The organism is Rhizobium sp. CCGE531 (assembly GCF_003627795.1).
Classification (GTDB): Bacteria; Pseudomonadota; Alphaproteobacteria; order Rhizobiales; family Rhizobiaceae; genus Rhizobium.
On sequence record NZ_CP032685.1, the window covers coordinates 490,519 to 509,012 of the forward strand.

Annotated in this window: 15 protein-coding genes and 2 pseudogenes; 11 read left to right on the forward strand and 6 right to left on the reverse strand. The window is 58.7% G+C overall.

Annotation, left to right across the window (positions count from 1 at the left end; genetic code table 11):
- Positions 1-213 precede the first annotated feature (213 nt).
- Positions 214-1,257: a GntR family transcriptional regulator gene (locus CCGE531_RS21790; protein WP_245459350.1), complete on the forward strand. Its 1,044-nt coding sequence runs from the start codon at positions 214-216 to the stop codon at positions 1,255-1,257.
- Between the two features lie 12 nt (positions 1,258-1,269).
- Here the strand turns inward: CCGE531_RS21790 and CCGE531_RS21795 are convergent, their stop codons facing one another.
- The 3 genes from CCGE531_RS21795 to CCGE531_RS21805 form a co-directional block, all read right to left on the reverse strand.
- Entirely contained in the window at positions 1,270-2,799 is a 1,530-nt protein-coding gene (locus CCGE531_RS21795) for an altronate dehydratase family protein (protein ID WP_120667711.1), read from the reverse strand.
- Between the two features lie 104 nt (positions 2,800-2,903).
- Positions 2,904-3,635 (reverse strand): response regulator transcription factor, encoded by a 732-nt coding sequence (locus tag CCGE531_RS21800; RefSeq protein ID WP_120667713.1) that lies wholly within the window; start codon positions 3,633-3,635, stop codon positions 2,904-2,906.
- Positions 3,632-4,870 carry a sensor histidine kinase gene (locus tag CCGE531_RS21805; RefSeq protein WP_120667715.1) on the reverse strand — a complete coding sequence of 413 codons (1,239 nt, stop codon included), beginning with the start codon at positions 4,868-4,870 and terminating at the stop codon, positions 3,632-3,634. Before CCGE531_RS21805 ends, CCGE531_RS21800 begins: the two co-directional genes overlap by 4 nt.
- Positions 4,871-5,168: 298 nt before the next feature.
- Between CCGE531_RS21805 and CCGE531_RS21810 the strand changes: the two genes are divergently transcribed.
- The 6 genes from CCGE531_RS21810 to CCGE531_RS21835 all read left to right on the forward strand — a co-directional run bounded on the left by CCGE531_RS21810 (position 5,169) and on the right by CCGE531_RS21835 (position 11,956).
- Positions 5,169-6,185 carry an ABC transporter substrate-binding protein gene (locus CCGE531_RS21810; protein WP_120667717.1) on the forward strand — a complete coding sequence of 339 codons (1,017 nt, stop codon included), beginning with the start codon at positions 5,169-5,171 and terminating at the stop codon, positions 6,183-6,185.
- Between the two features lie 80 nt (positions 6,186-6,265).
- Positions 6,266-7,756, forward strand: a complete 1,491-nt coding sequence (locus CCGE531_RS21815) for a sugar ABC transporter ATP-binding protein (RefSeq protein WP_120669298.1) — start codon at positions 6,266-6,268, stop codon at positions 7,754-7,756.
- Entirely contained in the window at positions 7,753-8,697 is a 945-nt protein-coding gene (locus CCGE531_RS21820; RefSeq protein WP_120667719.1) for an ABC transporter permease, read from the forward strand. Before CCGE531_RS21815 ends, CCGE531_RS21820 begins: the two co-directional genes overlap by 4 nt.
- Entirely contained in the window at positions 8,694-9,644 is a 951-nt protein-coding gene (locus CCGE531_RS21825) for an ABC transporter permease (protein ID WP_120667721.1), read from the forward strand. The genes CCGE531_RS21820 and CCGE531_RS21825 overlap by 4 nt, the downstream gene beginning before the upstream one ends.
- A gap of 33 nt (positions 9,645-9,677) precedes the next feature.
- Positions 9,678-10,598 carry an SMP-30/gluconolactonase/LRE family protein gene (locus tag CCGE531_RS21830; RefSeq protein ID WP_120667723.1) on the forward strand — a complete coding sequence of 307 codons (921 nt, stop codon included), beginning with the start codon at positions 9,678-9,680 and terminating at the stop codon, positions 10,596-10,598.
- Positions 10,599-11,173: 575 nt separating this feature from the next.
- Entirely contained in the window at positions 11,174-11,956 is a 783-nt protein-coding gene (locus tag CCGE531_RS21835; protein ID WP_162943975.1) for a glycosyltransferase family 2 protein, read from the forward strand.
- A gap of 300 nt (positions 11,957-12,256) precedes the next feature.
- Here CCGE531_RS21835 and gcvA read toward each other — a convergent pair whose 3' ends face one another.
- A complete protein-coding gene (gene gcvA / locus CCGE531_RS21840; protein WP_120667726.1) occupies positions 12,257-13,165 on the reverse strand; it encodes a transcriptional regulator GcvA in 909 nt (302 codons plus the stop codon).
- 199 nt (positions 13,166-13,364) lie between these two features.
- On the opposite strand from gcvA, the gene CCGE531_RS21845 reads away from it, so the two are divergent.
- Positions 13,365-14,219, forward strand: coding sequence for an EamA family transporter (locus tag CCGE531_RS21845; protein ID WP_120669300.1), 855 nt, complete (start codon positions 13,365-13,367; stop codon positions 14,217-14,219).
- Between the two features lie 122 nt (positions 14,220-14,341).
- On the opposite strand, the pseudogene CCGE531_RS21850 reads toward CCGE531_RS21845, so the two are convergent.
- Positions 14,342-14,521, reverse strand: a pseudogene (locus CCGE531_RS21850) (transposase domain-containing protein); the annotation flags it as partial.
- 77 nt (positions 14,522-14,598) lie between these two features.
- Between CCGE531_RS21850 and CCGE531_RS34845 the strand changes: the two are divergent.
- The 3 genes and pseudogenes from CCGE531_RS34845 to CCGE531_RS21860 form a co-directional block, all read left to right on the forward strand.
- Positions 14,599-14,718: pseudogene (locus tag CCGE531_RS34845) on the forward strand (hypothetical protein); the annotation flags it as partial.
- Between the two features lie 103 nt (positions 14,719-14,821).
- A complete protein-coding gene (locus CCGE531_RS34850; RefSeq protein WP_240535395.1) occupies positions 14,822-14,998 on the forward strand; it encodes a hypothetical protein in 177 nt (58 codons plus the stop codon).
- Entirely contained in the window at positions 14,991-17,066 is a 2,076-nt protein-coding gene (locus CCGE531_RS21860) for a recombinase family protein (protein ID WP_120667728.1), read from the forward strand. Before CCGE531_RS34850 ends, CCGE531_RS21860 begins: the two co-directional genes overlap by 8 nt.
- Here the strand turns inward: CCGE531_RS21860 and CCGE531_RS21865 are convergent.
- Positions 16,957-18,471, reverse strand: a complete 1,515-nt coding sequence (locus CCGE531_RS21865) for an IS66 family transposase (RefSeq protein WP_120667730.1) — start codon at positions 18,469-18,471, stop codon at positions 16,957-16,959. The genes CCGE531_RS21860 and CCGE531_RS21865 overlap by 110 nt on opposite strands.
- Between the last annotated feature and the right edge of the window lie 23 nt (positions 18,472-18,494).

Genomic DNA, 18,494 nt, shown 5'->3' on the forward strand with positions numbered 1-18,494 from the left:
CTGCTCACGGAGTCAATAAAATTGTATACTCTGCGTACACAATGAATGTTCCATAGAAATACAATTATAGATTTGCGCAGCTTGAATCACGCGGGGTGGGGGCCGAGCTGGCCAACATCTGTCGCATTCCAGGCGATCCATGTTTTCGCGACTCAGCCGGCGACCGGCATGCCGGCGCTTCTATTGGATTGCCGTTCCCTTTTTGAATATGCAATGTGGACAGCGAAGGTGCTGGCCTGCTTCGATGAAACATGGAACGAGATGAGCGTATCGCATTTGGAGAGCGGCGGTCTGCGCAAGGCCAGGCTCTATGAGGAGCTTCACGGGCGATTGAAGACCCAGATCCTCACGGGGGTCGTGCCGGATGGGCTTGTGCTGACCGAGGCCGCGCTTGCAGGGCTGGCCGGCAGCAGCCGCGCGCCGGTACGCCAAGCGCTGCAGTTGCTGCTGGAGGATGGGTTGATCGCCCGGTTCGATGGCCGCGGCTTTATCGTCGGGGCGCCGGGAACGACGCCGAAACGGGTCAAGCTCGATGACTGCCTTGGCAAGTTGTTTGACGAGGAGAGCGGCAGGCCCGCGTTTGCCTGGCAGGCGCTCTACGAAGATGTCGAACACATCGTCGTCTATCGCTCCTTCTTCGGTCGTTATCGTATCAATGAAAATGAATTGGCGCGGCATTTCGGCGTTGGGCGCGGAGTGGCGCGCGATGTGCTGTTAAAGCTCGAGACGCTCGGCATCACGGAGAAGGACGATAATTTCCGCTGGTCGATCGTCCCGCTCGACAGTCAGCGCATCCGCGACCTATACGAGGTGCGCGAGCAGATCGAGCCGGTGGCGCTCGCTAGCGCCCTCGGTGGTCTATCGGAGAAACACGTCGATTCGATGCTTGCGCGCCTGTCGCAGGCGCTTGCGCAATATCCCGATGTCTCGGCCTCCACCATGTACGAACTGGAGCTCGACCTTCATCTGCGCAGCCTTCAGGCTTGCCCGAACAAGGAGTTCCTTAGCATCCTGAAGCGGACCCATTGCATCCTGACGCTGAGCAAGCACGTCGTCGGCAGTCGCATCAAGATGCCGGAATACGAGCCCTTCCTTGCCGAGCACATCGGCGTGTTCAAGATGGTGCAAAAGCGCGACGAGGAAGGGCTGCGGAAAGCCATGCGCGATCACATCAGCAATTCGCAGCCCAATGTGCAGGCGCGTGCCGCCTATATCCGCGAGCACTACCAGCCGGATGAATACAGCTTCATCACCTGATTTGGGACAGCGTCAGGTGATGGCGCCGACCTGCCAGGGAACGAATTCATTGTCACCATAGTCGAAGGTCTCGCTCAGCGTCTTCTTGCCCGAGGCGACGGCGATGATTTCCTCGAAGATCCGTTCGCCGGCCGCCTCGATCGTATCGTCGCCGCTGACGATGTCACCGCAATTGATGTCCATATCCTCGCGCATATGGTTGTACATCTCGGTGTTCGTGGCGATCTTGACGCAGGGTGCCGGCTTGAACCCGGAAACCGATCCGCGGCCGGTGGTAAAGCAGATCACATTGCAGCCGCCTGCAACCTGGCCGGTGACGGCGACAGGATCGTAGCCGGGCGTATCCATGAAAACGAAACCGGGTTCGTCGACGATCTGCGAATATTCGTAGACGGCCTTCAGCGGCATGGAGCCGCCCTTGGCGACCGCGCCGAGCGACTTCTCCAGAATGGTCGTCAATCCGCCGAGCTTGTTGCCATAAGAGGGATTGTTGTTAAGTTCCGCGCCGTTGCGGCGGGTATAGTCGCGCCACCAATCAATCCTGGAGAGCAGTTTTTCCGCAACCGCCGGCGTGACCGCTCTGCGCGTCAGCAGATGTTCCGCGCCATAAATCTCCGGCGTTTCCGCCAGAACCGATGTACCGCCATTGCGCACGAGAAGATCGGAAGCATAGCCGAGCGCCGGGTTGGCCGAAATTCCCGAATAGCCATCGGAGCCGCCGCATTCCAAGGCTAGCTTGATCCCTGAAAGGGGCTGAACGGTCCGTTTGGCTGAGTTCACCTCCGGCAGCATGTCTTTGATCATTTCCGACGCGGCCGCGATCGTCTTGCGGGTTCCGCCGAGATCCTGGATCGTCATGGTGCGCAGCCGGTTTCCTTCTTCGAGCTTGTAGTGCTCGAGAATGGGCGCGATCTGGTTGGTTTCGCAGCCAAGGCCGATCATCAGGATGCCGCCGAAATTCGGATGGCGGGCATAGCCCTGTAGAGTACGGGCCAGATAGCGATAGCCCTCCGACTGGGTGTTGATGGCGCAACCGCCGCCGTGGGTAAGCGCCACGACGCCATCGACATTGTCGAAGCCATCGAGGCCCCCGGTGCGATTGAAATGCTCGGCGATGTATTTCGAGACGGTCGCAGAGCAATTCACCGTGGTGATGATGCCGATAAAATTGCGCGTACCGACGCCACCGGCTCCGCGATCGAAGCCCATGAAGGTCCGACAGTCCTCTTGCGGCAGCATGCCCATCTCTTCGATGTCGACGCTGAACTGATAGGGGTGTTCGGATTCGATCACCGCCAGGTTCTGCAGATGAACATGGCCGCCAGCCGGAATGAATTGCGTTGCGACACCGATCGGCTGGCCAAATTTGCGGATTTCCTGACCTGTCTGGATGTCGCGGACTGCCACCTTGTGGCCGCGTGGGATCTGGTCGACGGTGATCAGGCCGTCAATGCCGGTGGCGCTGCCGGCGCGGATCATCGCGCGGGCAACAGCGACATCGTCGATAGGATTGAGCAGGATGATAGGCGAAACGGCGGACATGAGAAATTCCGTATGGCTGGATTAATTGTCTATTGCTAGCAATAGACAATCATTCGGTGGGTATGGCGTCAAGCGCGATCGAGGTCGGTGGCAAATTCTGTCTTTCAATCGTGAGGCTGGCGGGCGAGCCAGGCGGTGAGGTCGGTTTCCGCCCGCTCCAGAGCGCTGTGATTGAGCAGCTTTCTAAGGAACGCCACGGCCACGGCGCGGGCTCTGAGGTTGAAACGACCATCATCGTCCTGGTTGCCGAGCGGCTGATAGACGCCGAGCTTGACGTAGAGCTGCTGCAATCGGTTTTGAACACTGCGGACGGAGAGGTTGCGTCTGTGGGCGATGGCGCGATCAGTCAATCCGAGTGCGATGTCGACCAGGATCTCATATTCGGCCTCGGTGAAACCGTTGACGTTTCCGAGGCTTCTTTGCTGCATGCCACGCACTTCGCGGTCGATCACGCACTGGCTCTCGATGAAGATGCTGCGGAGCGCCAGCTTCAGCCGGTCGTCGGAGGCCGATTTCAAAACATAGCCATAGACGGCGCCGACCGGCACGATACGCGAGACGCCGCGAACATAGGCTTCGTCCGAATAGTTCGACCAGAAGAGGATGCGCGTCTCCGGCCGCTCCTTCCATATGGTGCGCGCCGCCTCGATGCCGTTGCGCTGGCTCATCTGCAGATCCATGACGATATGGGCGGATTTGCAATCCCGCGCCAGTCGTTCGCCGGTATTGCCGTTTTCGGCTTCCAGCACGCCATCGCATTCGGGAAGGGCGGCGCGGATCGCTTCGTTGAGATAGGAGCGATGAAGCGGATCGTCCTCGATGATCAGCACCTTCATGCCGCGGCTCCTCCCAGCGGTTGCGCCTTGGCGGGCAGGGTGACGCTGACCACTGTTCCTCCGGATGCGCCGACCGGCCTGATTGCGAAGCGCGCGGAGATCAGGCGTGCTCGGGTCCGCATGTTTTCGATGCCGCCACCCGACGGCCTGCGGGCATTTCCAAGTCCAAGCCCGTCATCCATGACGTCGATCGTCACCGCGCCCTCCGCTGCCTTCAGGTAGACCTCGATGCTCTCAGCCTGGGCATGGCGTATAGCGTTGTTGATGGCCTCCTGCGCGATACGGAAGAGGGCAATGGAAACCGATTGTTCGAGGCAGTCGATGGCACCGCCGGTCTCGTCTTTCAGCGTCCATGCCAAGGTGGCTCCGCTCTCCTGGATCGATCGTTCGAGATGGTTTTCCACCGCCTGCGCAAAACCGAACAGCTGAAGAACCGAGGGCTTGGCCTCCTCGATGATCTGGCGAAGATCGTGCATACTGTGCTGCAAACCGCGAAACAGCGGTTCAAGCGCTTCGCCGGTGACATCGGGCTGGCGGGCAAGCCTCTCCAGCCGCCGGGCGAGGCGGGTCAGGTCGGCCAGGATCTGGTCGTGCAGGTCCATGCCGATGCGTTGTCGTTCGGCCTCCAGTGCCTCGGTCAGTTTCAGGGCGCCGAGGCGAAGGCCCTCCTCGCGGGCGCGGGCCTCGGCCTCCACGATTGCCGAGCGTTTAGCCTGGTCGGCGGCACGGATGGCGAAGAAGTGCGGCGCCAAGAGATCGGCAATGATGCGGGCGCTTTCGATATCCTGCATGGTGTAGAATCCGGTCCGGTGGCTTGAGCAGGAAAGCGCGCCGATGACATGACCCTGCACTTTCAGGGGAACATGCAGGCGGCTGTGCAGCGACTGGTGGAAGATCGGGTGCGAAAAGGCGCCCTGGAAATGAAACTGTGGGTCGCTCCAGGCGTCGTCGGTCAGCAGATAATCGCTCTCGCCCCAGAGAAGCGTGCGGATGGGGCTGTTGCTGACCGGCGCCGGAAACCGTCGGCCCCAATCGGTTTCCAGCCCGCTCTCGTATGCCGTGTGAAATTGCTCGTCCACCAGCATGATGCAGACGTCGAGATGATCATGCGGGATCACATGACTGATTTCGACAGCAACCGCCTGGATGACGGAATGAAAGTCAAGCTGGCCAGCGAGTAGCCGTGATATGTTGAGATAGTGGTCGAAGACCGATTGCGGCGCCAGATTGCGCAAGACAGGCCCTCCCAGGCAATGCGTCGACCACTTCTCCTCCGGTCGATCGCAGCATACGGATTTCCGACGCTATTAAGCGCCGATCCGAACCGTTCGTCCTGCGGGCTTGCGCATTTTTTCTGCGGGATCCCGCAAGGCCCCACACCTTAAGCGCCTGTACAATCGAAACAATCTCGGACATCCTGTTTGTACTGACAGGGGAACCTTCAGTGCAAATAATATTTTCGATCGTTCGTTGAGGAGCGCGTTCGAAAATCTTGGCCTGGAAATTGAAATACGGGCTCATTGGGAGGAAAATATGAATATTGCCAAGATGCTACTGACATCCGCCGTCATCGCCTGCGTTGCCGTGCCGGGTTCCGCCTTTGCTGATACAGCATCCAAGAAGATTGCGTTGTCGAACAATTATGCCGGCAATTCCTGGCGCCAGGCCATGCTGACCAGCTGGCAGAAGGTCACGGGCGAAGCCGTGAAAGCCGGCGTGGTGGCTGCCGCCGATCCGTTTACGACGGCGGAAAATCAGGCAACCGAACAGGCCGCGCAGATCCAGAACATGATCCTGCAGGGCTATGACGCGATCGTCATCGACGCCGCGTCGCCAACCGCGCTGAACGGCGCGATCAAGGAAGCGTGCGATGCTAAGATCGTCGTCGTTTCCTTCGATGGCATCGTGACCGAACCCTGTGCCTGGCGCATTGCCGTCGACTTCAAGGGCATGGGCGCCAGCCAGGTCGAATACCTCGCCAAGAAGATGCCGAAGGGCGGCAATGTGCTCGAAATCCGCGGGCTTGCCGGCGTCTCCGTCGATGACGAGATTTCGGCGGGTATCCACGCGGCTGCCGCTAAATATCCGCAGTTCAAGATCGTCGGTTCGGTGCATGGCGACTGGGCGCAGGACGTCGCGCAACGCGCCGTCGCCGGCATCCTGCCGAGCCTTCCCGATATTGCCGCGGTCGTGACGCAGGGCGGCGACGGCTATGGCGCGGCGCAGGCATTCGCGGCGGCCAAACGGCCCATGCCGACGATCGTCATGGGTAACCGCCAGGACGAGCTTGCCTGGTGGAAGAAGGAGAAGGACGCCAGCAGCTACGAGACCATGTCGGTCTCCATCGCGCCCGGTGTTTCCACGCTTGCCTTCTGGGTGGCGCAGCAGATCCTCGACGGTCAGCAGGTGAAGAAGGATCTGGTGGTGCCGTTCCTGCGCATTGATCAGGACAATCTCGAAACCAGTCTGGCCACCACGCAGGCGGGCGGTGTCGCCAATGTCGAATACACGCTCGATGACACCAAGAAGGTCATCGCCGCGGCGAAGTAATCGATATCAGCAAGCAAATAGAGGCCGGTGCCGCCGATGGAGGCGGCGCCGGTTAAATGCAACGCCCGGCCGGACAATCCATGATTGCAGTCAAAGACAATAGTGCGACGAATAACGATGCCGAGCGGCAAGCCGTCGTCTCGGCGAGGGGCATCAAGGTGCATTTCGGCGCGGTCAGGGCGCTCGATGGTGCCGATCTGACCATTCATGCCGGCGAATGTATCGGCCTTGTCGGACACAACGGCGCCGGTAAATCGACGATTGTCAACGTCATCAACGGTGGTCTTAGCCCACACGAGGGAACGGTTGCCTACGACGGCGAAGGTAAGGTGCACGGCATCAATGCTGCGCGGGCGCATGGCATCCGCTGTGTTTTTCAGGAGCTTTCTCTCGCCCCTAATCTGACCGTCGTCGAGAATATGCGGGTCGTTCACCACGGCCTTTCCGGCTGGAACTGGCGCCGGCAAGCGGCAACGATCGTGCGCGCCAAGCTCGATGAGATTTTTGCCGGCCATAAGATCGATGTCATGCGCGGCGTCGGTGAGCTTTCCATCGCCGAACGGCAGATGGTGGAAATTGCGATCACTTTTTGTACGGTCAACGAGAGACCGAAGCTCGTCATTCTGGATGAGCCGACATCATCGCTCGATGCCGGTCTGGCGGCGCAATTGATGACCTATGTGCGTCGGTTCGTACAGGCAGGCGGCGCGGTGATGCTGATCTCGCATATTCTTGGCGAGATTCTTTCGACGGCGAGCCGCATTCTGGTGATGAAGGACGGCCGGGTCGTCGCGGATCGCGCTGCGCAGGACTTTAGCGTCCGAAGCCTTGTCCAGGCGATGGGCAGCGTCGTCAAGGAGCAGGACCGCAAGCACGGGAATGAAGAACGTGCCATTACGGCTCCCATCCTCGCCTTGCCTTCGCGCAGGGGCAAGGGCCTTGCCTTCGAAGCCCGCAAAGGGGAGGTCATCGGTCTTGCCGGTCTTGCCGGTCATGGACAAACCGACATGCTCCTCGATCTCCATCGATCCTTGTCGAGCAACTGGCTGCCGGGCAGGCGGGAGAATATTATCTTCGTCGCCGGCGATCGCAGCCTGAATGGAACCTTCCCGCTATGGAGCATCCTGAAGAACCTGAGCATCGCATCGCTCGGCGATCTCTCGAAGATGTCGCTCGTCAACAAAGAGCGGGAGGAAAGCCTCGGAGCCGAGTGGAAGGGACGCATCGAAATTCGCACACCGACGATGGCGAACGGTATCCTGTCATTGTCCGGAGGCAATCAACAAAAGGTTCTGTTCGCCCGCGCGCTTGCGACGACATCGCCGATCGTGCTGATGGATGATCCGATGCGCGGTGTGGACATCGGCACCAAGCAGGAGGTCTATCGGATACTGAACGACGAGGCCGCCGCTGGGCGGACCTTCATCTGGTATTCGACCGAAATGGACGAAATTCGCCTCTGCGACCGCGCCTATGTCTTTCGAGACGGCGCCATTGTTGCGGAGCTCGCGGGAGAGGAAATCACGGAGGAAAACGTGCTGGCAGCTTCCTTTGCCGGGGAGGGCGCATGATCCGTCCGTCATCCGGCACCTTGCGCCTGCTTATCCCGGCCCTGTCGCTGGCCGTCTTGCTCATCGCGGTCTTCTATCTCCAGCCGCGGGCCATGAGCTATATCGGGCTTAATCTGCTTTTCAATCTCGCCGTGCCGATTGCGCTCGCGACGATTGCCCAGATGATGATCATGTCGGTCAACGATCTCGATCTGTCGATGGGAACATTCGTCAGCTTCACGGCTTGCGTGGCTGCAACCTATCTGCAATCGGCACCATTGCTGGGCATCCTGATCCTCGTCTTTGCAATCGCCGTCTATGCTGCCATGGGCGTGATCATCTATATCAGGGACTTGCCGTCGATCGTCGTCACACTCGGCATGAGCTTCGTCTGGGGCGGCTTTGCGGTGTTGCTGCTCCCCGCGCCGGGCGGCACCGCGCCCGACTGGGCACGCTGGCTGATGATCTCGAAGCCGCCGCTCGTTCCCATGGCGATCGTTGCAAGTGTCGTGATCGCGCTCATCTCTCACCTGATCGTCATGCGCTCGTCCTTCGGCGTGCTGATCCGCGGCATCGGCGGCAATCAACGTTCGCTTGAGCGGGCCGGCTGGTCCGTCGTCACTTTGCGCGCGGCAGCCTACGGGCTTGCCGGTCTCTTCGCCGTGCTATCAGGCATTGCGCTGGTCGGGCTTACGACCTCGGCGGATGCAAACATCGCGCTGCGTTACACGCTCCTGTCGATCGCCGGCGTTATCCTCGGAGGCGGGGAGTTCATCGGTGGCCGCGTTTCGCCGATAGGTGCTGTGATCGGAGCTTTGACCCTGACTTTGGCGGGCTCGTTCCTGTCATTTCTGCGCATCTCGCCGGACTGGCAAATCGGTGCCCAGGGCGCCATCCTGATCATCGTGCTGGCGCTACGGCTCTTGCTCAATCGTGTCGAAAAGCGGGAGAAACAATCATGATCGCTTTTCGCGCGCTCAGCCGGAAGCCCTGGATCTGGTCCTTCTTTGCCACCATCATCGTCTGGTTCATCACCGTGCTCTTCACGGGTGGGGCGAGCTCCGTCGGCCTCTCGCAGGCAGCGCTGACCTTTGCTGCCTTTTCCGTGATCGTCGGCATCGGGCAGATGTTCGTCATCACGCTCGGTCCGGGCAATATCGATCTGTCGGTGCCCGCCACGATGACGCTTGCCGGCACGATCGCGCTCAAGCTCATGAATGTCGAGGACGGCATGATCGTGCCCGGCCTGCTGGTGTCGATCCTCATCGGCCTCGGTATCGGTATCGGCAACTATGCCCTGATCAAGCTTTTGCGTATCCCGCCTATCATTGCGACACTGTCTGTGAGCTTCATCATCCAGTCGACGGCAATCTGGAGCAATCGCGGCCTGCGCATCAAGCCGCCGGATCAACTGGCCGATTTCACCACGTCCGGTTTCCTAGGTATTCCGAATGTCGCGATCGTTGCTCTTTTGCTCTCCGTGCTCGCCTGGGTGCTGCTGGAGCGGACGATCTACGGTCGCTGGATATCGGCAATCGGCCAGAGCATGTTCGCGGCGCGCATGGCGGGCATTCCCGTCGACGGAACGCGGCTTGCGACCTATGTGCTCTGCGCCATCCTGGCGTCGATCTGCGGCTATCTGCTCGCGAGCTTTTCCGGCGGCGCCGCCCTCAACATGGGCGCCGAATATCTGCTGATGTCGATCGCCGTCGTCATTATCGGCGGAACGGCGGTGGCCGGCGGCGATTCGAACGTGCCGGGCATTTGGGGCGCGTCGTTGTTCATGTTCCTGGTCGTCTCGATGCTGAACACCTATGGCTTCGGCGCCGGGCCGAGGCTCATCCTGACCGGCCTGATCATCATCGCCGTCATTCTCGTTGCAGGCGGGCGCCCCGTCGGCGGGCGCTGACACTGTTCTCCCAGCAGTTTTTAGGACAATCAAATGCCAAACGACGCCGCACCCCTCTATGAAATCTACGATACCCGCTTCCGGAACCTCGTGGTTCCAAGCGCTGGGCTGGAGGAGCTTTATTCGGATTGCCGCTGGGCAGAGGGACCTGTCTGGTTCGCCGATACCGGATGCCTGATCTGGAGCGACATTCCCAATGAGCGCATGCTCCGCTGGGTGCCGGGCGGCGGCGTCTCGATCTTCCGCGCACCCTCGAATTTCGCCAACGGCAACACGCGCGACCGACAGGGGCGGTTGATTTCCTGCGAGCACGGCGGCCGTCGGGTCACGCGCACGGAAATTGACGGCTCGATCACGGTGCTTGCCGACAGCTATAAGGGCAAGCGCCTGAATTCGCCGAACGATGTGATCGTTCGTTCCGACGGATCCATCTGGTTCACCGATCCGACCTATGGCATTCTCTCGAATTATGAAGGCTACAAGGCGGAGCCTGAGCAGGCGACCCGCAATGTCTACAGGCTCAATCCGTCAAGGGGCGAACTCGAGGTCGTCATCGACGATTTCCGCCAGCCGAACGGCCTGGCATTCTCTCCCGACGAAACGAAGCTTTATGTGGCCGACTCCGCCGCAAGCCACGACATCAGCGCCCCGCGCCACATCCGCGTCTTCGATGTCGTCGATGGAAAGAAGGCCACGAACAGCCGTGTCTTCTGCAACATCGACACCGGCATACCGGACGGTTTCCGGGCCGATATCGACGGCAATATCTGGACCAGCGCCGGCGACGGCGTCCACTGCTTTGCCCCTGACGGCACCTTGATCGGCAAGATCAAGATACCCCAGACAGTCGCCAATCTTACCTTCGGCGGCCCGCGGCGAAACCAGCTATTTATCGCTGCGACGAGATCGTTGTATCGCGCCTTCACGACGGCGACTGGGGTGCAGGTGCCTTGAGTGAGTTGCTGTGTCGCAGATAAGGGATTTTGATGATGGAGGCGGGCCTCCGCCAGCGTTAGAACAGTCGACAGCTCTCCTCCGGCAATTGCGGATAGCCATCCCTTTATTTCGTATTAATATTTTTCGCCTGGCACGAGCGTGTGGACGATCACGATCGAGACCACTTCCTGGAATGCTATCCCAAAAGCGATCGAGGGCTCTCAACACTATGAAACCTACGAGCGTGCTTTCGATGCTGTAGCTAAGATCGTTGCGGCGGGGAAAATAGCATGCTTCTTGGCGCCAGGCACAGCAACTAAAGAGCAGATCGACTCATTTCACAAACTCGGCCCTGTCCAGCGCATCTAGTTTTTCAGCAAGAGGCGAACGTAAGGATGACACGAGCAGCCTTCCGCCAAGCAGATATCGAGCGCATCATCCGAGCAGCTAAACAACTGGCGCCGTGGTTGCATTGCAGCGCGTCCAAACCTAAAGCGATGTGAAGCCATTCTTGCGACAAGGTGGACGTTCTGATCGTGCCGAAAAGTGCACACCAACGTTAAGGGTAAGAAATGAAGGCTTGTGTTATAACGATGCAAAAAGACGAGCATTTACTGCTTGGGCATTTTGCAGCCTACTATGGCGCCTTGGTCGGACGCGAGAACATCTACATCATAGACAACGGGTCGTCGCCGGAGACTCGTGAAATTCTATCTCGAATTGGGAATGACGGTTGCAATATCATTTATGAGTATGACCGCCCGGAAGATTTTTCATCGAAGGGGGCGATAATCGGCAAGATCGCAACCGATCTCGCGCAAAAATACGATGCATTCATCACCTTGGATTGCGATGAGTTCATTGGAGTGAAGGTCGATCCCGATAGGCCGGTTTATTCATGCACTCGAGACGAGTTGCTATCAGAGATAGCAAAATTCCAGCCCAATACCGGGTACAAAATTCTGGAGCGGTTAAGAAACGACGTTAAAGCTTCGGGTCGCTTTTTCAATCTGAATGCGATTAGCCCCAAGCTTATATTCGGATCAGGACGCATCGAAAATCTATGTGTTGGCTTACATTCGTGCTCGATACCCGAACGCATTGCCTCCACAAACCTCGTGTTTTTTGAATTTCACAATAAGCCTTTCCGTGACTTGCAACGAAGCGCAAAAGAGAAGTTGAAGACACGAGTCGACATCAATGACCGCCAAAAACTCGCGGAATATCGAGGACCTGGAGAACACCTTCCCAAATATTTGTTGTGGTCAGAGGATGATTACTTGAGTAGTTTTGAAGATCGCGATTTCTTCTCAACTTCAGCGATCGATGATGCACTCAAAGAAATTGGCCTAGATCCGCTATATGCGGAAAGTTAGGCCATGTTTGTCTCTATCTACGCAGGAAAAGAAAGGTTCCCCCACCTTATTGCAGCGTTGATTTCTATACGAACTCAGCTTGACTTTGTACAAAATCCCTTTGGAGTTTCGGGTTTGTAGCGGCGGCGCTGATCTTCCGCGTACTGGCAACGCGGCGTGCGCGGCACTCTCGTTTTGAGGCAATTTGAGCGGGGTGAATCAATTCGCTGCAGTCTCTCTGATTTGCTTGTTTGACCGGATTCGAACCGGTGGATAACCGTAAGCGGTGCTGCCAGACCACCTACTGAGGTTTTCGGTCAGTCAGGTCTGCGCGGTGCGCATGAATTCTCGTACCTCTTGCAGCATCCAGTTCCGAAACGCGCGGACCTTTGGGTGGTCCTGATTGCCGACGCGGTAGAGCAGATCGTAACCCCACTCGACTTCAAGCGCTGCCTCGGGGAATGGTAATACCAGCTTTTCGGCAGCAAGGTCTTCCGCAACAAGGACGCTACGTCCGAGGGCGACGCCCGCCCCTCGAATGGCAGCGTCAATGGACATGCTCCCGTGACTGTATCCCGGTCCGCGCGTGCCGGGATACGGCAGCTTCATCATCGCGAACCACCGCTCCCAGGTCGTGTTCATCCCGATCTCGTGAATGAGTTGGCATTTGAACAAGTCGCGCGGGACGCCAATTTCGCCCATCTTCTCGCGATACTCCGGGGAGCATACGGGGGAGACCGTCTCGTTCATGATGCGCTCCGCCGCCGCGTGCGGGTAGCGTCCGTCACCATAACGCAAGGCGACATCGACATGCCCGGTAGCAAAGTCGACGGCTGCATCCGTGACTTCGAGATGAACATCGAGATCAGGCATATCGGCCATCAGGCGATGCAGCCGGGGCGTCAGCCATTTGCTGGCAAACGAGACGCTGCAGTTTACGACGAGGCGGGAGACATCGCCCTGGCGGCGCAATGCCTCGGATTCCCGCTGCAGTTCCGACAGAAGACGCGTCACGGTGCTGAAATACGAGTGACCCGCATCCGTCAGTTCAATCCGTCGCGTCAGGCGACGGAAGAGCGGTATGCCCAGATGGTCTTCGAGCGCCTTTATCTGTCGGCTAACCGCTCCGTGGGTGAGATGAAGCTCTTGGGCCGCAAGGGTCATGCTTAGCCGTCGGCCGGTCGCCTCGAAGGCTCGCAATGTCTGAAGCGGGGGAAGATGATCGGTCATGGGCTTATGCGTGATGCCACGTCACGCATCCTGTGAGAACAAATGGTTTGTCGCGCTGGTGTCGCGCAGCTTATGGATGGCACAGTCTCACGCACACGCCAAACAAAAGCTGTTAAAAATGTCCCACGCCTCCGATACAGTCGGCATGTCTGCACCGCTCGGCTCTGCGAGTTCGCTTTCAACGAAAAGCTTGGGGGCCATGCTTCTGCTGGCACTGATGTGGGGGCTGTCTATCCCAATCACCAAGCTGGGCCTCGGCAGTATTCCCCCAATGACGTTCACGGCGCTGCGGTTCATGGTCGCTGTGCCGCTCATGATGTTCCTGGCCAGGCGTGAACTCCGGGTCCCAAGAAAGGCAATCCCTGGAATTATCGGTCTGGGTGTCATGGGTATCACTTTGGGCAACGTCGCGCAGTCGTTCGGCGTGCAAGGCACGTCGGCCTCGCTTGCCACGATCCTCTCGGCGACAATCCCGTTGTTCATGGTCATCTTGGCAGCAATCCGCTTCCGTCAACCCGTGACACCGCTCCAGTGGGGCGGTCTTCTGGTTGCGTTCCTCGGTATTGCCCTTGTGGCCGTTGGAAGCGGACCCGGTGTCGATGACATGTCGAGGACGACGGTCACAGGCGTGATGTTCATGCTTCTCTCCGCCGTCGGTATCGCAATCTACTACATATGGAGCGCAGAACTGACGCAGGAATACGGCCTGATGCCTGTCGCCGCATGGAACATGCTCGTGGGACTCTTGACCGTCCTGCCGCTCGCTGGCTGGGAAATGACCCAACACACAGTCATTATCACCGCCGAAGCCCTTGCGGCCGTCGCTTACCTCGGCGTGATCGTTACCGTCGCCGGGCTGATCGTGTGGCTCTACCTCCTGAGGGTCGTCCCGGCCCGTGTTGCGGCGAGCGTTCAGTATTTGCAACCCGTGTTCGGGATCAGTACGAGCGCGTTTCTGTTCGGCGACACATTGGGGCTGATGTTCGCGTCAGGCGTAGGTCTTGTCCTCGCCGGGCTTGGATTGGCGGCCGCCGGAAAGAGAACTAGCTCCTAGCCAGTTTGAGGTTCGCCCTCTTTAATTCCCCCGCTCGGTTACTCCCCGAGCGATTTGGCCCGCCTTTGGCGGGTCTTTTTTGCGCCGCAGACGATGGCGTCCTTGTCCAGCCAAGGTCTCCATCAGGCATTGTGGGAAGGGTAATTCCACGGGAGCAAGTCGTCGACGCTGCGCTGCCTGTGGCCATTGACGATGGCGGTGAGTGTCTTGGTCAGGTAGGCCTGCGGATCGACGGCATTGAGTTTGCAGGTCTCAATGAGCGAGGCGATGGTTGCCCAGTTCTCCGCTCCGGCATCGAAGCCGGGTTCATAATGCCGGGTTTCTGGCATTCGAGTCCACGGTCACTTATCCCTTCCATCCACTGGTTGACCAAACCGTATTGGTAACCGGCAGCCATGAGCACGAAGGTGTTCATTATCTGCTGATTCGACAAGCCCATGGTGGCTCATTTCAAATCCCCGCATGGATGTTTGATCCTGCGGCAAGTTCGATCGAGATTGTAGCCGAGCCGCGCCTTTCGGCAGCCAAGCTTATTGAACTGCGCGCATTCATTGATTCTCACGTACCTTTTCGCTCGGTTCAAGAAGCCGAAGGGATAAGCCATGAGAAAGCAATTTCGCATGCAATTGGATCTGTTCGTGACAGCCCGGCCGGTAGACCTGAGCGACACCCAGCGCCGGGAAGCCTTAACACTCCTTCAATTACTGTTGACGGAAGCGGCGGCAAAGCTGGCCGGCAAGCGGTTCGCCGACGGCGGAAAGGAGGCGGGCAATGAGTAAGATTACCGCCGACCATCTTAGCCTTAGCGCCTTCGTCTACGTCCGGCAGTCGACAGCCTACCAGGTTGCCAATAACCTGGAAAGCCAACGACGGCAGTACGGCTTAGTCGAGCGTGCTCGACAGTTGGGTTGGGAGACCGTCGAGATCGTCGACGATGACCTTGGACGATCCGGAGGTGGCATCGCCCGCCCAGGATTCGAGAAGCTGTTGGCGGCGATATGTGAAGGTCGGGTGGGAGCAGTCGTATCGCTTGAGGCCTCACGTCTGGCGCGCAATGGCCGTGATTGGCATACGTTGCTGGAATTTTGTGGTCTGGTCGGCACTCTGATCGTTGACGAAGAGGCTATTTACGATCCGCGCTCGCCTAACGATCGTCTCCTTCTTGGCATGAAGGGTACGATGAGCGAGATGGAGTTATCCGTGTTTCGGCAACGATCCGTCGAGGCCATGCGCCAAAAAGCGCGGCGCGGCGAACTTCATCTGACTGTTGCCGTCGGATATGTGAAGACGGATGATGCCCGTGTCGAGAAAGATCCTGATCGGCGCGTTCAGGAGAGCATTCTGCTCGTCTTTCGTAAATTCGCCGAACTGCAGACCGTCCGCCAGGTGTTGCTCTGGTTCAGGCAAGAGAATGTCTTGGTTCCGTCTGTCAATCAAGGGCGCGGCAAACCGCCGATCGAGTGGAAAGCTCCGGTTTATCATACCCTTCATCACATACTGACAAACCCCGTCTACGCTGGCTCGTACGCCTACGGCCGGCGTGGGACACGGGTGATGATCAAGGATGGGCGCAAACGGGTCATCCGTGATACGTTGCGGCGTAATTCGAAGGACTGGGAAGTTTTGATCCACGACCATCATGAAGGCTATATTAGCTGGGCCGAGTTTGAAAGGAATCAGCATCTGATCGCCGAGAATGCGAATGGAAAAAGCTACATAGGGCGGGGTTCGATAAGGCGTGGCGAAGCTTTGTTGCCTGGACTATTTCGTTGCGGTCGCTGCGGTCGTCGACTGCATATTCAATATTCTGGGAAAGGCGGCAACACGCAGCGATACGTTTGTCGCGGCACATTCGGCGACATGGCGGCTGCAAACTGCATCGGGTTCGGTGGCATGCGCGTCGATCGGGCCGTCGCGCAGGAAGTTCTCGAACGACTGCAACCCCTCGGGATCGAGGCGGCGTTGCAGGCAATGGAGGCGCACACGCAGCGTCATAGCGATAAGCGTCAGCAACTCGAGAACTCAATCAAGCAAGCACAATATGAGGCTGCTCGAGCGCGGCGCCAGTATGACGCTGTCGATCCCGACAATCGGTTGGTCGCGGGCGAGTTGGAAAGACGCTGGAATGAGAAACTGATCCAATTGCGTGACCTGGAGATCGAGCTTGAGACGCTCTCGACCGACCGCGACATGCCCGCGCTATCGGCAGATGACCGTGCAAGACTGATGAAGCTCGGCAGGGACCTGGGGCAGGCATGGGACAGCCCCAGCGTATCCATTGAGACGCGCAAAAAGATCATTCGGCTACTAATCACGGAAATTGTCGTCGATATCGTCGACGACACATTGGCGATCATCATTCATTGGCAAGGTGGAGATCATACCCGGATGACAGTGAAGAAGAACAAGATCGGCCAGACCCGGTGGGCAGTTAAGGCTGATGTTGTCGATCTCGTGCGCGCCTTGGCAAGGCAGTTACCTGATTTGTCAATCGCAGCGATCCTGAACCGCTCCGGCAAGCGGACTGGACATGGCGCCAGCTGGACACGAAGCCACGTCTGCAGTCTTCGCAACATCCACGGCATCCCCGTCTATCGGGAAGGCGAACGGGCTGAACGCGGCGAGAGAACCCTCGACGAGACCGCCGACATTCTGAAGGTAAGTCGAGCTACGGCTTATCGGATGGTAAGCAGCGGCGTCCTTCCCGCTCGACAGCTATGTGCTGGAGCGCCTTGGATCATTCAACTTTCCGACCTTCAAGACGACACTGTTCGCCGCGAAGCAGATGCCAGGCGATCAAGACGTCCGATATCTCAGGATCCGGTTCAAAATCCCCTTTTATTTTAAGGACATCGTCAGATGAGCAGTATGTCGCGCCAACGTCGTGCCCGGCGAAGAGTGCGTTCTTGCGGCTGAGAGCTATAGGCCGGATGGTCCGCTCGACGGAGTTGTTATCAATCTCGATACGACCGTCGGCGAGGAAGAGACAGAGGCCGTCCCAGTATTTGGCGATATAGGCCAGAGCTTCGCCGAGCGGCGACTTGCCAGCAACACGGGCACGATGATGCGTGAGCCAGGTCCGCATGTCGGCGGCCAATGGCGCTGACCGCGCCTGCCTTCCGGCCAAGCGGGCGTCGGCGTCGAGACCGCGCAGCTCTGCCTCGATGCGATAGAGTTCGCCGATCCGCTTTACGCCATCCTCTGCAATCGGTGTCGATCCCGTGCGAGTGATCTCGACCAGCTTGCGCCTCGCATGCGCCCAACAATAGGCAAGTTGGATGTTCGGGCCAACTCGATCCGGTGCGATCAGCCGATTATATCCGGCGTATCCATCGACCTGAAGGGTGCCCGTGAATCCTTGCAATATCCGCTCTGCATGTAGTCCGCCGCGACCGGGTGCGTAGGTGAAGGCCACACCGGGCGGCGCACCGCCGCGCCATGGTCGGTCATCACGGGCCAGCGCCCAGAAGTAGCCAGTTTTGGTTTTGCGGGAACCAGGATCGAGGACTGGCGCACGGGTCTCGTCCATGAACAGCTTGGTGGATCGCTTCAAGTCGGTGATCAGAGCGTCGAAGACCGGGCGAAGTTCGAATGCAGCCCTGCCGACCCAGTCGGCGAGCGTGGAGCGGTCGAGATCAACGCCCTGGCGGCTCATGATCTGAGCCTGTCGGTAAAGCGGCAGGTGATCGGCATATTTTGAGACCAGCACATGGGCGACGGTCGCTTCTGTCGGTAATCCAGCCTGGATCAATCGCGCGGGAGCTGGAACCTGGGCAACGCCGTCGGTGCAAGCACGGCAAGCATATTTGGGACGACGCGTGACGATGACGCGGAATTGCGCTGGGATAACATCCAGTCGCTCGGAGGCGTCTTCACCAATGCAATGCATGCTTCTGCCGCAACCGCAGATCAGGCTTTCCGGCTTGATGATCTCCTCAACACGAGGAAGATGAGCGGGCAGAGAGCCGCGATTGGCGACACGGGGTTTAGGCTGTGGCTTCCCAGAGGGGCTATCGGCTTCGTCTTGGGCATGGATAGCCGCTATGGCCGTTTCCAGGTCCTCCAATGCGAGATCGAATTGCTCGGGATCGGCCTTCTCGGACTTACGACCGAAGGCGGCCTGCTTGAAAGCGGCGACCAGCTTCTCAAGCCGTTCGATCCGATGATCCTTGCGGACCTCACGCGCTTGCGCCGCGATCAGCATCGCCTTCAGCTCAGCAATGTCGTCCGGAAGATTGACGGCGTCCAACATGATGAAAGTCTATCAAAACCAAC

Excerpts from the sequence above, each read along its gene's own strand:
- CCGE531_RS21830 (WP_120667723.1), top strand. The coding sequence starts at position 9,678 with ATGCCAAACGACGCCGCACCCCTCTATGAAATCTACGATACCCGCTTC.
- CCGE531_RS21790 (WP_245459350.1), top strand. The coding sequence starts at position 214 with ATGTGGACAGCGAAGGTGCTGGCCTGCTTCGATGAAACATGGAACGAG.
- CCGE531_RS21865 (WP_120667730.1), bottom strand. The coding sequence starts at position 18,471 with ATGTTGGACGCCGTCAATCTTCCGGACGACATTGCTGAGCTGAAGGCG.
- CCGE531_RS21795 (WP_120667711.1), bottom strand. The coding sequence starts at position 2,799 with ATGTCCGCCGTTTCGCCTATCATCCTGCTCAATCCTATCGACGATGTC.
- gcvA (WP_120667726.1), bottom strand. The coding sequence starts at position 13,165 with ATGACCGATCATCTTCCCCCGCTTCAGACATTGCGAGCCTTCGAGGCG.
- CCGE531_RS34850 (WP_240535395.1), top strand. The coding sequence starts at position 14,822 with ATGAGAAAGCAATTTCGCATGCAATTGGATCTGTTCGTGACAGCCCGG.
- CCGE531_RS21860 (WP_120667728.1), top strand. The coding sequence starts at position 14,991 with ATGAGTAAGATTACCGCCGACCATCTTAGCCTTAGCGCCTTCGTCTAC.
- CCGE531_RS21810 (WP_120667717.1), top strand. The coding sequence starts at position 5,169 with ATGAATATTGCCAAGATGCTACTGACATCCGCCGTCATCGCCTGCGTT.
- CCGE531_RS21835 (WP_162943975.1), top strand. The coding sequence starts at position 11,174 with ATGCAAAAAGACGAGCATTTACTGCTTGGGCATTTTGCAGCCTACTAT.
- CCGE531_RS21845 (WP_120669300.1), top strand. The coding sequence starts at position 13,365 with ATGCTTCTGCTGGCACTGATGTGGGGGCTGTCTATCCCAATCACCAAG.
- CCGE531_RS21815 (WP_120669298.1), top strand. The coding sequence starts at position 6,266 with ATGATTGCAGTCAAAGACAATAGTGCGACGAATAACGATGCCGAGCGG.
- CCGE531_RS21820 (WP_120667719.1), top strand. The coding sequence starts at position 7,753 with ATGATCCGTCCGTCATCCGGCACCTTGCGCCTGCTTATCCCGGCCCTG.
- CCGE531_RS21825 (WP_120667721.1), top strand. The coding sequence starts at position 8,694 with ATGATCGCTTTTCGCGCGCTCAGCCGGAAGCCCTGGATCTGGTCCTTC.
- CCGE531_RS21800 (WP_120667713.1), bottom strand. The coding sequence starts at position 3,635 with ATGAAGGTGCTGATCATCGAGGACGATCCGCTTCATCGCTCCTATCTC.